Annotated in this window: 15 protein-coding genes; 12 read left to right on the top strand and 3 right to left on the bottom strand. The window is 70.7% G+C overall.

All coding sequences use genetic code 11. The features are described 5' to 3' along the window. Window positions 1-51 precede the first annotated feature (51 nt). From ASG96_RS10765 to ASG96_RS10805, 10 genes are all read left to right on the top strand, one after another. Entirely contained in the window at window positions 52-411 is a 360-nt protein-coding gene (locus tag ASG96_RS10765; protein WP_056758646.1) for an HIT domain-containing protein, read from the top strand. Next, window positions 408-1940 (top strand): S10 family peptidase, encoded by a 1533-nt coding sequence (locus ASG96_RS10770; RefSeq protein ID WP_057587921.1) that lies wholly within the window; start codon window positions 408-410, stop codon window positions 1938-1940. Before ASG96_RS10765 ends, ASG96_RS10770 begins: the two co-directional genes overlap by 4 nt. A 136-nt stretch (window positions 1941-2076) precedes the next feature. Further along, a complete protein-coding gene (locus ASG96_RS10775; protein WP_235509168.1) occupies window positions 2077-3216 on the top strand; it encodes a PhoH family protein in 1140 nt (379 codons plus the stop codon). Continuing rightward, complete coding sequence (gene ybeY / locus ASG96_RS10780) at window positions 3213-3680, top strand: rRNA maturation RNase YbeY (protein WP_056758639.1); 468 nt, start codon at window positions 3213-3215, stop codon at window positions 3678-3680. Before ASG96_RS10775 ends, ybeY begins: the two co-directional genes overlap by 4 nt. A gap of 19 nt (window positions 3681-3699) precedes the next feature. Further along, window positions 3700-5013 (top strand): hemolysin family protein, encoded by a 1314-nt coding sequence (locus tag ASG96_RS10785; RefSeq protein WP_056758637.1) that lies wholly within the window; start codon window positions 3700-3702, stop codon window positions 5011-5013. Continuing rightward, window positions 4994-5968 carry a GTPase Era gene (gene era, locus ASG96_RS10790; RefSeq protein ID WP_057587922.1) on the top strand — a complete coding sequence of 325 codons (975 nt, stop codon included), beginning with the start codon at window positions 4994-4996 and terminating at the stop codon, window positions 5966-5968. The genes ASG96_RS10785 and era overlap by 20 nt, the downstream gene beginning before the upstream one ends. 76 nt (window positions 5969-6044) lie before the next feature. Then, window positions 6045-6398 (top strand): VOC family protein, encoded by a 354-nt coding sequence (locus tag ASG96_RS10795; RefSeq protein ID WP_057587923.1) that lies wholly within the window; start codon window positions 6045-6047, stop codon window positions 6396-6398. A gap of 40 nt (window positions 6399-6438) precedes the next feature. Then, window positions 6439-6573, top strand: coding sequence for a hypothetical protein (locus tag ASG96_RS24475; RefSeq protein ID WP_255358580.1), 135 nt, complete (start codon window positions 6439-6441; stop codon window positions 6571-6573). Window positions 6574-6890: 317 nt separating this feature from the next. Then, window positions 6891-8636, top strand: a complete 1746-nt coding sequence (gene leuA / locus ASG96_RS10800) for a 2-isopropylmalate synthase (protein ID WP_057587924.1) — start codon at window positions 6891-6893, stop codon at window positions 8634-8636. 60 nt (window positions 8637-8696) lie between these two features. Beyond that, window positions 8697-10226, top strand: a complete 1530-nt coding sequence (locus tag ASG96_RS10805; protein WP_057587925.1) for a hypothetical protein — start codon at window positions 8697-8699, stop codon at window positions 10224-10226. A gap of 78 nt (window positions 10227-10304) precedes the next feature. On the opposite strand, the gene gndA is transcribed toward ASG96_RS10805, so the two are convergent. The 3 genes from gndA to ASG96_RS10820 form a co-directional block, all read right to left on the bottom strand. Continuing rightward, window positions 10305-11738, bottom strand: a complete 1434-nt coding sequence (gene gndA / locus ASG96_RS10810; RefSeq protein WP_057587926.1) for an NADP-dependent phosphogluconate dehydrogenase — start codon at window positions 11736-11738, stop codon at window positions 10305-10307. A gap of 109 nt (window positions 11739-11847) precedes the next feature. Continuing rightward, window positions 11848-12663, bottom strand: coding sequence for a maleylpyruvate isomerase family mycothiol-dependent enzyme (locus tag ASG96_RS10815; RefSeq protein WP_056758619.1), 816 nt, complete (start codon window positions 12661-12663; stop codon window positions 11848-11850). 13 nt (window positions 12664-12676) lie between these two features. Further along, window positions 12677-13327 carry an alpha-ketoglutarate-dependent dioxygenase AlkB gene (locus ASG96_RS10820; protein ID WP_056758615.1) on the bottom strand — a complete coding sequence of 217 codons (651 nt, stop codon included), beginning with the start codon at window positions 13325-13327 and terminating at the stop codon, window positions 12677-12679. Window positions 13328-13447: 120 nt separating this feature from the next. Between ASG96_RS10820 and recO the strand changes: the two genes are divergently transcribed. Together recO and ASG96_RS10830 are read left to right on the top strand one after the other, a co-directional pair. Next, on the top strand, window positions 13448-14176 hold the full coding sequence (gene recO, locus ASG96_RS10825; protein ID WP_056758612.1) for a DNA repair protein RecO: 729 nt from the start codon (window positions 13448-13450) through the stop codon (window positions 14174-14176). A gap of 57 nt (window positions 14177-14233) precedes the next feature. Further along, a complete protein-coding gene (locus tag ASG96_RS10830) occupies window positions 14234-15013 on the top strand; it encodes an isoprenyl transferase (RefSeq protein WP_057587927.1) in 780 nt (259 codons plus the stop codon). Window positions 15014-15053: the final 40 nt, after the last annotated feature.

Here is a 15053-nt window from a genome sequence, read left to right on the forward strand (position 1 = left end):
GACACAGGACGCGCACGTGCACGCCGAGGTTGACATGCCTAGGGTGCAGTCATGACCTCGCAGACCCCCAGCGACTGCCTCTTCTGCAAGATCGTCGCGGGCGACATCCCGTCCGACCGCGTCGCCGAGAGCGAGCGCTCGATCGCCTTCCGCGACATCAGCCCGGCCGCCCCGATCCACGTCCTCGTCGTGCCGAAGCGTCACGAGCCCACCGTGGGAGCACTGGCGGCCGCCGCCGGTGACGACCTCGCCGACGTCTTCCGGCTCGCGGCCCATGTCGCCGAGCAGGAGGGAGTCGCCGACGCCCACCGGATGATCGTCAACACCGGGAGCGGCGCCGGCCAGACCGTCTTCCACGCGCACGTGCACCTGCTCGCGGGCGCCGCTTTCACCGAGGGGAGGATGGTGTGAGCGACGAGAGCGCCACGGTCGACGAAAAGCCCTCTGAGGCAAAGGGATCGGCGGACGTCGACGCGAAGCCTGCCGAGCCCGAGGCGAAGCCCGTCGAGCCGGTCGACGACCTCGTGACCACGCACCACACCCTCAAGGTCGGCCGTCGCAGGCTCCGCTACACCGCGACGACCGGACGGGTCGTGCTCCGCGAGGAGGAGCACAAGGACGGCACGTTCGGCGGGCACAAGGCTCGGGCGGAGCTGTCGATGACGAGCTACGTCCTCGACGACGCCGACGCCCGGACCCGACCCGTCACCTTCGCCTTCAACGGGGGGCCGGGCAGCTCGAGCGTCTGGCTGCACCTCGGCCTGCTCGGGCCACGCCGCGTCCTGAGCGGCGACGTGGGCGCCCTCCAGCCGCCCCCGTACGACCTCGTCGACAACCCCGAGTCGCTGCTCGCGGTCAGCGACCTCGTCTTCATCGACCCCATGTCGACCGGCTACTCGCGGGCCGTCGAGGGTGGCAAGCCGGGGGACTACCACGGCTACCAGAAGGACATCGAGTCCGTCGGCGAGCTGATCCGGCTCTGGACCTCGCGCAACGGTCGCTGGATGTCACCGAAGTTCGTCGCCGGCGAGTCGTACGGGACGCTGCGGGGGGCCGCCCTGGCCGAGCACCTCCAGTCCCGCTACGGGATGTACCTCAACGGGCTCGTCCTCATCAGCAGCGTCCTCGACCTCAGCTCGGTCGACTTCGAGAACCAGCGCAACGACCGCGCGCACGCGCTCTACCTGCCGACGTATGCCGCCGTGGCCCACTTCCACGGCAAGCACGGTCGCCGCTCGCTGCGGTCCGTCCTCGACGAGGCCGAGGCGTATGCCGTCCGCGTCTACCCGTGGGTGCTCTCCCGCGGCCACCGGCTCACGAAGGGAGAGCGGGCGGAGGCGGTGTCGACGCTGGCCCGGCTCTCCGGCCTGACCGAGGACTACATCGACCGCGCCGACCTGCGCATCGAGCACTGGCGCTACTTCACCGAGCTGCTGCGCGACGAGCGCCTCTCGGTGGGCCGTCTCGACGCGCGTTTCACCGGGCCTGCCGCGGCGGCCATCGCCGAGAACATGGATGCCGACCCGTCGCACGACGCCATCACCGGTCCCTACGCCGCGGCCTGGAACCACTACGTCCGCGACGAGCTCGGCTACGGCAGCGACCTGCACTACGAGCAGATCTCGCGTCTCGTCCACCCCTGGTCGTTCAAGGACTTCGAGGGACGGCCCGTCGACGTCTCGCCGAAGCTCGAGAGGGCGATGCGCCAGAACCCGCACCTCAGGGTCCACATCGCCTACGGCTACTACGACGGTGCGACCCCGCACTTCGCCGCCGAGGACGTCGTGGCCCACCTGCAGCTGCCGGCGGACCTGCTCGCGAACATCGAGCACGCCTACTACGAGGCCGGGCACATGATGTACGTGCACGAGCCGTCGCGCCTCCAGCAGAGCAAGGACCTGGCGGAATTCGTGGTGAGGAGCTCGGGCCGCGACACGTAGACTCGTGACCACGATGAATGACGCGCAACCTCGACCTTCCCAGACCGACGGCCCTGACGGCACCCAGCTCCCCACGGGCGCCGGGAGCGGCGGTGACACGCCGGTGCTGACCCGGCAGATCCCGCCGCCGATCGAGATGGTGACGCTTCTCGGACCCCGGGACGAGCTGCTGCGCACCATGGAGCGCCAGTTCCCCCTCGTCGACACGCACGTGCGCGGCAACGAGATGACCTTCTCCGGCCCGGCGGGTGAGCTCGACATCATCGACACGCTCCTCGACGAGCTGCTGACCATCGTCTCCACCGGTCAGCCGCTCAACCGTGACGCGGTCGAGCGCTCGATCTCGATGCTGCGCGGGCAGACCTCCGAGCGCCCGGCCGACGTGCTGACGATGAACATCGTCAGCAGCCGCGGCCGCACGATCCGGCCGAAGACGCTGAACCAGAAGCGCTACGTCGACGCGATCGACGAGCACACGGTGGTCTTCGGGATCGGTCCGGCCGGCACCGGCAAGACCTACCTCGCGATGGCCAAGGCCGTCGCGGCGCTGCAGGCCAAGCAGGTCAACCGCATCATCCTGACCCGCCCCGCGGTCGAGGCCGGCGAGCGTCTCGGCTTCCTGCCCGGCACGCTCAACGACAAGATCGACCCCTACCTGCGCCCGCTCTACGACGCCCTCCACGACATGGTCTCGCCCGAGACGATCCCGCGGCTCATGGCGTCCGGCACGATCGAGGTCGCCCCGCTCGCCTACATGCGTGGCCGCACGCTCAACGACGCGTTCATCATCCTCGACGAGGCCCAGAACACCTCGAGCGAGCAGATGAAGATGTTCCTGACGCGTCTCGGCTTCGGCTCGAAGATGGTCGTCACGGGTGACATCACCCAGGTCGACCTCCCCGGTGGCACCCGCTCCGGGCTGCGCGTCGTCCGCGACATCCTCGAGGGTGTCGAGGACGTCCACTTCGCCGAGCTCACGTCGCACGACGTCGTGCGCCACCGCCTCGTCAGCGCCATCGTGGACGCCTACGAGCGCGACGAGGTGCGCGCCGAGCGACGCGCCCGCACGAGCGGGGCGCGTGCCGACCACCGCGACCACCGCGACCACGGCGACCGCCGCGGGTCGCGGCCGGGTCCGGACCGGGCCGTCGACCGCGGAGGAGACCGTGGTGGAGACCGCGCAGGAGACCGCGGTGGAGACCGCGGAGGCGACCACCGTGACGAGCGCCGCGACGACGACGGCGGACGCCGTGACGTCACGGAGGCCGGCGCGTGAGCATCGACGTCCTCAACGAGACCGACCACGACGTCGACGAGCTCGAGCTGCTGGCGTGCGCGGCCTACGTCATGGGTCAGATGCGCGTGCACGCGCAGGCCGACCTCTGCATCAAGCTCGTCGACGAGGACGCGATGGAGGTCCTCCACGTGCAGTGGATGGACCTGCCCGGGCCCACCGACGTCATGAGCTTCCCGATGGACGAGCTGCGACCCGGGCGTGAGGGCCAGGAGCCCGAGGAGGGCACCCTCGGCGACATCGTGCTCTGCCCGTCCGTGGCGACGAAGCAGGCCCTCGAGGCCGGCCACGCGCCGATGGAGGAGATGCTGCTGCTCACGACGCACGGCATCCTGCACCTGCTCGGCTACGACCACGCCGAGCCGGACGAGGAACGCGAGATGTTCGAGCTGCAACGCCAGCTGCTGCTGACCTTCCTCGCCACCCGCAACCGCCCGAGCGCCTGACCGCGGACGAGAGACCGAGATGCTCCCGCAGTTCGCCCTCCCGGCCCTCATCAGCATCGTCGTGGCGTTCGTGCTGTCTGCCGCCGAGGCCGCCATCTTCCGCATGTCACGCGTGCGCGCCCAGGAGCTGTTCGACGAAGGACGGTCAGGCGCGAAGTCGCTCATGACCGTGGTCGGCGACTCACCGGCATACCTCTCGGTCATCGCGTTCCTGCGCGTCGTCGCCGAGGCCACCGCGGCGGTCCTCGTCACGCTGGCTGTCGCCGGCCAGGTCGAGTCGACGTGGAGCCGCGCCCTCATCAGCATCGCGATCATGGCGGTCGTGTCGTTCGTCGTCGTCGGCGTCTCGCCGCGGACGCTCGGCCGGCAGAACTACGACACCGTCGCGCTGTGGAGCGCGCCCTTCGCCGTCGGGCTGCGTCGGGTCCTCGGCCCGGTCGCCAAGCTGCTCGTCGTCCTCGGCAACGCGGTCACGCCCGGCAAGGGCTACACCGACGGGCCCTTCCAGACCGAGTCCGAGCTGCGCGACCTCGTCGACATGGCCGGTGACTCCGACGTCATCGAGGCCGACGAGCGCGAGATGATCCACTCGGTCTTCGAACTCGGCGACACCCTCGCCCGCGCGGTCATGGTGCCGCGCACCGACATGGTCGTCCTCGACGCCGACAAGACGCTGCGCAGCGCGATGTCGCTCTTCCTGCGGTCCGGCTTCTCGCGGATCCCCGTCGTCGGCGAGGACAGCGACGACGTGCGGGGCCTGCTCTACTTCAAGGACGTCGCGCGCCGGCTCAACGCCGCGCCCGAGGACGGTCGTCACCCGGCCACCGAGGTGATGCGGCCCATGCACTTCGTGCCCGAGAGCAAGCCCGTCGACGACCTCCTGCGCGAGATGCAGCGCGACCAGAACCACTTCGCGATCGTCGTCGACGAGTACGGCGGCACCGCAGGTCTCATCACGATCGAGGACATCATCGAGGAGATCGTCGGCGAGATCGCCGACGAGCACGACCGCGAGGCTCCCGGCGTCGAGCAGCTGGAGGACGGCACGCTGCGTGTCCCGGCGTCCATGGACATCGACGACCTCGCCGAGCTCTTCGACGTCACGATCGACGAGGAGGACGTCGACACCGTCGGTGGACTCCTCACCAAGGTCATCGGACGCGTCCCGATCGTCGGGTCGTCCGGTACGGTCGCTGGGCTGGAGCTGACGGCCGAACGCATGGCCGGACGCCGCCACCGCGTCGCGTCGGTCATCGTGCACCGGGCATCGGTGCCGGAGGACGACGCCGCGCACACCGAGACGGAGGACGCCCATGGGCACTCAGGACGCTGACCCGACGCACGCCGACGGTGCGGGCTCGTCGCCCACGGAGCGGTCCGCCGACTACCGCGCGGGCTTCGCCTGTCTCGTGGGCCGGCCCAACGCCGGCAAGTCCACGCTGACCAACGCGCTCGTCGGCCAGAAGGTCGCCATCACGAGCTCCAAGCCGCAGACGACCCGGCACACCATCCGCGGTGTGGCGACGACGCCGACCGCGCAGGTGATCCTCGTCGACACCCCCGGTCTCCACAAGCCGCGGACGCTGCTCGGCCAACGGCTCAACGACCTCGTCCGCGAGACCCTGCTCGAGGTGGACGTCGTCGGCTTCTGCCTGCCGGCCGACCAGCGCATCGGCCCCGGCGACACCTTCATCGCCAACGAGCTCACCGAGCTGCGCTCGGTCCGGCGCCGCCCCGTCGTCGCCATCGCGACCAAGGCCGACGCGGTCGACCGCGAGCGTCTCGCCGAGCACCTCATCGCCATCGACCAGCTGGGGGAGTGGGACGCGATCATCCCGTGCTCGGCCGTCTCCGGCAGCCAGGTCGAGGAGGTGCGCGACGTCCTCGCGTCGTTCCTCCCGCGCTCGCCGCAGCTCTACCCCGACGGCGTGCTCACCGACGAGCCGGAGATGATCATGATCGCCGAGCTCGTGCGCGAGGCCGCCCTCGAGGGCGTGCGCGACGAGCTGCCCCACTCGCTGGCGGTGGTCGTCGAGGAGATGGTGCAGCGCGAGGGCCGGCCCGACGACAAGCCCCTCCTCGACGTCCGCGTCAACGTCTTCGTCGAGCGGCCCAGCCAGAAGGCCATCGTCATCGGGCGCGGCGGCTCACGCCTGAGGGAGGTCGGCACCAACGCCCGCAAGGGCATCGAGGCCCTCCTCGGGCAGAAGGTCTACCTCGACCTCCACGTCAAGGTGGCCAAGGACTGGCAGCGCGACCCCAAGCAGCTCCAGCGCCTCGGCTTCTGACTGTCGACCTGCTCTGCGGCGCAACGGGTTTCTGGTTCGTGGCCCGGTCCTCTAGCCTTCCGCGACGAGCAGCCCCATCCAGCGCCGCGTCGGTCAGGTCTTCGTCTCGGTCCGCGACACGGCCGCTGCCATCCGGTGGTATGCCGCCGTGCTCGGTTTCGAGCCCGACGTGGCCTCCCACGACGGCACGATCTCCGACATCCCGACGGACGGGGAGACCTGGCTGGCACTCGACGCCAACCGCCCAGACTTCCTGGCGTCCGGGCCACCGCGGTTCTTCCTCTGGACCGACGACATGGCGTCGACGGTCGAGCACCTGCGGGCGCTCGACGTGAGGATCACCTCGGACGTCGAGGACATCGGCAGCGTCATCTCCGTGCAGTTCGAGGACCATGACGGCAACGCGCCCATGGTCTGCCTGCGCGCCTGAGGTCAGCGCCTCGCCCTACACTCCGGGCAAGGAGGCAGACATGTCCGAGCAGCCAGCGCACGACCACGAGCTCGAGGTCCTCGAGGAGGACCAGACGGTGCCGCCGCGTCCGGAGGAGCAGATCGCCGACGCCCACGGGGACGAGCCAGTCGCCGAGCCTCCCTCCACTCCCTGACCATCCGACGGAGACTGCCCAGCAGCTCGGATCCTGCTCCCCGAAGCGGAGCAGCGTCCGACAGGCGGGTGCGTAACAGCACGTCGTCCAGGACTCGGATCCTGCTCCCGATAGCGGAGCAGCTTTCGAGGTCTCACGATGCGGGCAGCGGTCCCGAGGGGTGGACGCGCACGGAGCGACCGGCATACGGTGAACGGGTGCGAGCGGTGAGCCTCCTTCTTCTCTGCCGCGACGAGGCCTGACCCCGGCCCTCCTCGTCGCGGAGTTTCCCGTGTCCGGCCGGACACCGAGCGAAACGCAGACGAGAGAGTGACGCGATGATCCACCCCCAGCAGACGTCGGGAATGCCGTTCCAGAAGTACGTCCCGTTCCACGAGCAGATCCCGTTCGAGCTCCCGGACCGCACGTGGCCGACGAAGCGCATCGAGCAGGCACCACGCTGGTGCGCCGTCGACCTGCGCGACGGCAACCAGGCCCTCATCGACCCGATGAACTCAGAGCGCAAGCTGCGGATGTTCCAGCTGCTCGTGAAGATGGGCTACAAGGAGATCGAGGTCGGCTTCCCGTCGGCGAGCCAGACCGACTTCGACTTCTGCCGCGAGCTCATCGAGGGCGGCCACATCCCCGACGACGTGACGATCCAGGTGCTGACACAGTGCCGCGACCACCTCATCGAGCGCACCTACGACGCGATCCGCGGCAGCAAGCAGGCCATCGTCCACTTCTACAACTCGACGTCGGCGCTGCAGCGCAAGGTCGTCTTCGGACTCGACCAGGACGGCATCATCGACATCGCCGTCCAGGCGGCACGCCTCTGCCGCAAGCTCGAGGAGACGATCCCCGACACGACGATCTACTACGAGTACTCGCCCGAGTCCTACACCGGCACCGAGCTCGACTTCGCGATGCGCATCTGCAACGCCGTCGTCGACGTCATCGACCCGACGCCCGACCACAAGATCATCGTCAACCTGCCGGCCACCGTCGAGATGGCCACGCCCAACGTGTACGCCGACTCGATCGAGTGGATGGTCCGTCACCTCGAGCGCCGCGAGTCGATCGTCGTCAGTCTGCACCCGCACAACGACCGCGGCACCGGTGTGGCCGCGGCCGAGCTCGGCTACCTCGCCGGGGCCGACCGCATCGAGGGCTGCCTCTTCGGCAACGGCGAACGCACCGGCAACGTCTGCCTCGTCACCCTCGGCATGAACCTCTTCAGCCAGGGCATCGACCCGCAGATCGACTTCAGCGACATCGACGAGGTACGCCGCACCGTCGAGTACTGCAACCAGCTGCCCGTGGGCGAGCGGCACCCCTACGGCGGCGACCTCGTCTTCACCGCCTTCTCCGGCTCGCACCAGGACGCCATCAAGAAGGGCTTCGAGGCCATGGCGTCGGAGGCCAAGCAGCAGGGCACGAGCATCGACGACCTCGTCTGGGGCGTCCCCTACCTCCCCATCGACCCGCACGACCTGGGCCGTTCCTACGAGGCCGTCGTCCGGGTCAACAGCCAGTCCGGCAAGGGCGGCGTCGCCTACATCATGAAGACCGAGCACCAGATGGACCTGCCGCGACGGCTGCAGATCGAGTTCTCGGGCGTCGTCCAGCGCGGCGTCGACCAGGACGGGGGAGAGGTCGCTCCCGCCGACCTGTGGGCGAAGTTCCAGGACGAGTACCTCCCCGACCCGAGCCGTGCCTGGGGCCGCTTCGAGCTCGCCAACGTCGTCACCGACTCGACCGTCGACGGCGCCAGCACGATCGAGGCGACCGTCCGTGACGGCGGCGAGTCGCTCACGGTCACCGGCACCGGCAACGGTCCGATCGCCGCCTTCGTCGACGCGCTCTCGACGGTCGAGGGCACCCCGGACGTGCGCGTGCTCGACTACGCCGAGCACGCCCTGTCGGCCGGTGGCGACGCCCGCGCCGCGGCCTACGTCGAGTGCGCGGTCGGCGACCGGGTGCTCTGGGGCGTCGGGGTCGACCCGTCGATCGTCACGGCGTCCATCAAGGCCATCGTCTCGGCCGTCAACCGCGCCGAGCGCGACGCCGTCCCGAACGCCTGACCAGACGTCCGGGCGGACGCCTCATCTGCCGTCCATCCCGGTGGGGTAGCGTCTGGCGCCATGGAGTCCCCGGTCGGTCGAGCGCTGCTTCGGCTGGCCGGGGTCTCGCTCGTCGCAGTGGCGGTCGTCGGCCTCGTGGCACCCAGGCCCGTCAACGTCGAGCACCGTTGGCTGGTGGTCGTGCCCGCGACCCTCGGGTTCCTGCTGCTGGCCGTGGTCGTCCGCGTGCCCGGGTGGGCCAAGCGGCGCTGGGTGCCCGTCGTCGTGGCGGTCGGTGGGGGCGTCGTTGCGACGATGGTCGGCCTCATGACGCGCTACCGCTACGGGTGGGACGCGCGCGTCATCATGGACATGGCACGAGGCCTGCAGGCCGGCCGTCCGCTCGGCCCTGCGGAGTACGACTACCTCTCGCTCTATCCCAACAACCTGCCGCTGCTCGCCATCGACCGCATGGGCGTCGCTGTCGGACAAGCGTTCTCGCTCGCGCCCGACGCCGTCCTGATCCCGCTCAACGGGATCTGCGTCGGCGTGACGCTGTATGCCGTGCACCTCCTCGTCGTGCGCGTGGCGGGCCGCGGGCCCTCCCTCGTGGCGCAGCTCGCGACGCTGGTCCTCGTCGGCACGAGTCCGTGGCTGGCCGTGCCCTACACCGACTTCTACGCGATGCCGTTCGTCGTCGGGGGAGTGGCGCTCGCGGTCAGCGCGATGACACCGCGCGCTCGTACGGGACGAGTGGTGCTGTGGCTGCTCGCGATCGTGTCGGTCTCGGTCGCGTACTCCATCAAGACCACGCCGGTCGTCATCGCCATCGCGGCCGTGCTGACGGCGGTCGTCGCGATCTTCGACCACGACCTCCTCCCCGCCCGTCGGGCCGGAGTCATCGCGGCCTGCGCGGCCTCCGCCCTCGCCTTCGTCGCCCTGGGTGTGGGCCTGACGTCGGCGGCGACCGCTGCCTCCGGGGTGGACTCCTCGCGCATCGACATGTCGGTCTCGCCGCCGATCACCTGGTGGGTCGCGCTGGGGGCCGACGAGCAGCGCGCGGCTGACGGAGTGGTCAACTACGGCGCGTACTCCCGCGAGATGGTCGATGCCGTGACCGGCCGGAGCCAGGACGAGATGAAGGCGTATGCCGCGGGCGTCCTCGCGGACCGGTGGGCCGAGCGCGGCCTCGGAGGCACTCTCGCCTTCTACGCGGGCAAGGCCGCCTGGAACTGGGGCGACGGCATGTTCTGGGCCTGGGGCGAGGGGCCGGACTCGTTGCCCGGCACGCTCGCGCCGGCGACGGGTGTCACCGGGATCGTCCACGACCTCAACGGGTTCCAGGGGGCGGGCTACCAGACGCGGGCCGACCTCACCCAGGCGTTGTGGCTCGCCGTGCTGCTCGTGGCCGGGATCGGTCTGTTGCGCGCCCCGTACCGCCGCGAGACCCTGCTCGTCGCGGCGACCGTGCTCGGCATCGCGGCGTTCACGTTGGTGCTCCAGGGGCGATCGCGCTACCTCTTCGCCTTCGTCCCCCTCGTCGTGGTGCTGGCGGCCATGGTCCACGGCTCGCTCCCCACGCGTCAGGCGTCGCTCTCGGTGAGGCGGTGACCGCGACGGGCACCGTGACTCACGTGCACCGCCGGCCCGCCGCGGGCACCGACGCGGGCACCGACGGGGCCGGGTCGATCAGGACGTGGTGACCTCGCTCCGGTCGCCCGACCACAGCGTGTGGAAGGCGCCGTCGCGGTCGACCCGGCCGTAGGTGTGCGCCCCGAAGTTGTCGCGCAGGCCCTGCACGAGGGCGGCCGGCAGGCGCTCGGCGCGCACCGTGTCGTAGTAGCCGAGGGCGCTGGAGAAGCCGGGCACGGGCACACCCGAGGTGGTGCCGTGGGCGACGACCCGTCGCCACGCGTCCTGCCGGTCGGCGAGGCCCGAGGCGATGCTCGGGGCGACGAGCAGCGTCGCGAGCCGACCGGCGGCGTACTCGTCGCTGATCTGGGCGAGCAGGCGCGCACGGATGATGCAGCCGCCGCGCCAGATGCGGGCGACCGTCGCGATGTCGACGTCCCAGCCGTACTCCTCGCTGGCCTTGCGGATCTGCTCGAGGCCCTGGGCGTACGCGACGACCTTGGACGACCACAGGGCGTCACGGACGTCGTCGACGAACTGCTGGCGGTCCTCGACCGACACCGTGCGGTCGGGGCCGACGAGCACGCCGCGGGCCGCTCCACGCACGTCGGTGTCACCCGAGCCCGAGCGGGCGAAGACGGACTCGGCGATCGTCGAGACGGGCACACCGAGCTCCAGGGCGGTCTGCACGGTCCAGCGACCGGTGCCCTTCTGCTCGGCGGCGTCGACGATGACCTCGACGAGGGGGCGGCCGGTCGATGCGTCGACCTGGTCGAGCACGTCGGCCGTGATCTCGATGAGGAACGAGTCGAGCTCGCCGGAGTTCCACTCACGGAAGACGGCCGCCGACTCGGTGGCCGTCAGCCCCGCCGCCGAGAGCAGGTCGTAGGCCTCTGCGATGAACTGCATGTCGGCGTACTCGATGCCGTTGTGCACCATCTTGACGAAGTGTCCGGCGCCGTCGGGCCCCATCCAGGCGCAGCACGCCTCGCCGTCGACCTGCGCGGCGATGGACTCGAGGATCGGGCCCAGGGCGGCATAGGACTCCTTCGACCCGCCCGGCATGATCGACGGACCCTCGAGGGCGCCGACCTCGCCTCCGGAGATGCCGGTGCCGACGAAGTGGAGGCCGTGCTCGCGCAGGCGCTTCTCCCGGCGGCGGGTGTCCTCGAAGTGGGCGTTGCCGCCGTCGACGACGATGTCGCCCTCCTCGAGCAGGGGCACGAGCTCGTCGATGACGGCGTCGGTGGGACCACCGGCCTTGACCATGACGATGATCCGGCGCGGCCGCTCGAGTGACGCGACGAAGTCGGCCGTCGACTCCGATGGCACGAACGTGCCCTCCGAGCCGTGCTCGTCGACGAGCGCGCGCGTCTTCGCGGTGCTGCGGTTGTGGACGGCGACGGTGTGGCCGTGGCGGGCGAGGTTGCGGGCGAGGTTGCTGCCCATGACCGCGAGGCCGGTCACTCCGATGGTGGCGAGGTCAGACATGGGGACTCCTTCGGGAGGGGATGACACGACCGTATGCCGTGTGGCGGGCAGGCGGGAGGGCGCGGTCGCGCCGTGGTCGGCGGGCGCCGCTCGGGGTGGCCGGCCGAGGTCAGTCGATGGAGTCGTCGAGCACGGCGTCGACCGCGGCCAGGGCGGCGGCGTCACCCTCGCGGGTGATCTCGCCCTCGGGCGGGCGGTTCCACAGCCAGCAGTCGAGGTCGGCTGCCGAGCCGCAGATCTCGGCGGTCGCGGAGTCGTCGGGGCCGTCGGCGACGAGGAAGCGCTGGACGTCGATCTCGTCGCCGTTCCAGGTGCCGGTGATGCGGACCGGCGTCACGGTCCACGTGTGCATGGCGTCGACGGTCGCGATCGTCACCGGCGCCGAGACGGGCACGTGGGTCAGGCCGGGCTCGGGCTCGTGACCGCGCATGATCCGCAGGGCCTCGTCGATGCCGTCGGCGGCGAGCCGGCAGTCGAGCGGCGAGCGATCGCCCACGGTGAGCTCGGCGTCGAGGCGGTGGACCAGCGCCTCGTGGGCCTGCCGGCGGCGGATGTAGCCGGCCGTCTTGTCGTCGGCCCACATCCACAGCGGTGTCTCGGGGGGCAGCTCGCGGAGCACGCGGTGCAGCCGCTCGCTCGAGCGGTCGAAGAAGGCAAGCAGTCCGGCGCGGTCGCTCGGCCGCTCCTCTCGTGACGCGTTCATCGCGTCGAGGTCGGCCGGGTCGGTGAGGCCGCGCTCGGCGATCTCGCCCCAGAACCACTGCACCTCGCCGAGGTGCCACAACAGGTCGTCGGCGTCCCAGTCGGGACACGACGGCACGCGGACGTCCGCGGGTGCCGTCGTCAGCGCCGCCCGGAAGCGGGCCGAGTCGGCCGCGAGGTGGTCGAGGAAGGGAAGGGGGCCACCTGAGCGGCTGGACGGCATACGGGTTCTCCTGTCAGCGGACGCCGGCTACGCGGAACTGCACGGAGATGCGCGGCCCCATCGGCTCGGACGTCTTCGGGACCGCGTGGTCCCACGTCCGCTGGCACGAGCCGCCCATCACGACGAGGTCACCATGTCCCAGGGGATAGCGCAAGCTCTTTGCCGTCGACCCAGGGATGGGACCGCCGTCACGCGGGCGGAGCGCGAGCGTGCGCGCCGACCCCAGCGACAGGATCGCGATCATGGTGTCGCTGTCACGGGAGCGCCCGATGCGGTCGCCGTGCCAAGCGACGCTGTCGCGACCGTCGCGGTAGAGGCACAGCCCGGCGGTGACGAACGGCTCGCCGAGCTCTGGGGCGTAGTGACGGCTCAGTGCCTCACGGGCCTCGACGAGCATCGGGTGGGGCAGCGTCTCGTCGCCCGCGTAGAACTTCGTCAGCCGGGGGACGTCGACGACCGAGTCGTACATCTGGCGTCGCTCGGCGTGCCACGGCACGTCGCGCAGCAGCGCCGTGAAGAGCTCGTCGCCGGCGGCGAGCCAGCCGGGACGGACGTCGACCCACGCGCCGTGGGCCAGGTGGTGGCGGGTCGTCCCGGTGCCGACGTCGCGGAGCGTCATCGCGTCGGTGAGGTCGAGGAGGGAACCCTGGAGAGAGAGGTCCATCCCCCCACGATAGCCCAAGGGTCGAACGAGTGTTCGAATGGTGCACGTGTTTCGTGTCGACCTCACACAGAGCGGCGCGTGCGGTGCCACCGACGCCCCGGCGCGGGGGAGAATGGACCCATGCCCCTCTACCGTGACGAGGCGATCGTCCTGCGCACCCACAAGCTGGGCGAGGCCGACCGCATCATCACGATGCTGACCCGCACCCGGGGCCGCGTCCGCGCCGTCGCCAAGGGGGTGCGCCGCACGAAGTCCCGCTTCGGCTCGCGCCTCGAGCCCGGCATGGTCGTCGACGTCCAGTGCTACGAGGGCCGCAACCTCGACACCGTCACCCAGGTCGAGACGCTCGCTCCCTACGGCGACGCGATCGCCCGCGACTACGTCGCCTACACCTGCGCCACGTCGATGCTCGAGACGGCGCTCCAGCTGACCGAGGAGCACGAGCCGCAGACCCAGCAGTACCTCCTGCTCGCCGGCGCGCTGCGCTCGCTCGCCGAGCGCGCCCACGACCCCGGTCTCGTCCTCGACGCCTACCTGCTCCGCTCGTTGGCCGTCGCCGGCTGGGCACCGAGCTTCGTCGACTGCGCGAAGTGCGGCGCACCGGGGCCGCACCGGGCGTTCAACGTGCAGGCCGGAGGGGCCGTGTGCTCCGTATGCCGTCCGCCCGGCTCGAGCGCCCCCGCTCCCGAGACCTTCGAGCTGCTCGCGTCCCTGCTGACCGGTGACTGGGATGTCGCCGACGCGAGCGACGAGCGGTGCCGCAGGCAGGGCAACGGCCTCGTCTCCGCCTTCCTCCAGTGGCACATCGAGCGAGGGCTGCGGTCGCTGCGCCTCGTCGAACGGGCCTGAACGAGACCCAACGAGCCTGAGCCAGCAGCGAACCCGATCACGACAGACCGGAGACCCATGTACGCCAAGCCCTTCCCGCACCCGTCCGGCGCGACGGCGCCCGCCGTCCCGGCCGACCTGCTGCCCAAGCACGTCGCGATCGTCATGGACGGAAACGGCCGCTGGGCCAACGCGCGAGGCCTGCCGCGGACCAAGGGCCACGAGGCGGGGGAGGCGTCGCTGCTCGACGTCGTCGCGGGAGCCATCGACATCGGCGTGACCCACCTGTCGGCATACGCCTTCTCGACGGAGAACTGGCGGCGGTCACCGGACGAGGTCCGCTTCCTCATGGGCTTCAACCGCGACGTCATCCGCCGGCGGCGCGACCAGCTCCACGAGTGGGGTGTGCGGATGCGCTGGGTCGGCCGCGCGCCGCGCCTGTGGGGCTCGGTCATCAAGGAGCTCGAGGTCGCCCAGGACCTGACGCAGCACAACACCGGGCTCACCCTCTACTTCTGCGTCAACTACGGCGGCCGCGCCGAGATCGCCGACGCCGTGCAGCGGATCGCATACGACGTCAAGGACGGTCGGCTTCGTCCCGGCTCGGTCGACGAGAAGACGATCAAGCGCTACCTCGACGAGCCGACGATGCCCGACGTCGACCTCTTCGTGCGCTCGTCCGGCGAGCAGCGCACGAGCAACTTCCTGCTGTGGCAGTCGGCCTATGCCGAGATGGTCTTCCAGAACCAGCTGTGGCCCGACTACGACCGGCGCGACCTCTGGGCCGCGATCGAGGAGTACGTCGCCCGCGACCGCCGCTACGGCGGCGCCGTCGACACCCCGACGACCACCCCCTGACCGCGACCTCCAGACCGCCACCGGCGGGCCTTTGTCCCGA

Source organism: Terrabacter sp. Soil810 (assembly GCF_001429645.1).
Lineage (GTDB): Bacteria > Actinomycetota > Actinomycetes > Actinomycetales > Dermatophilaceae > Terrabacter.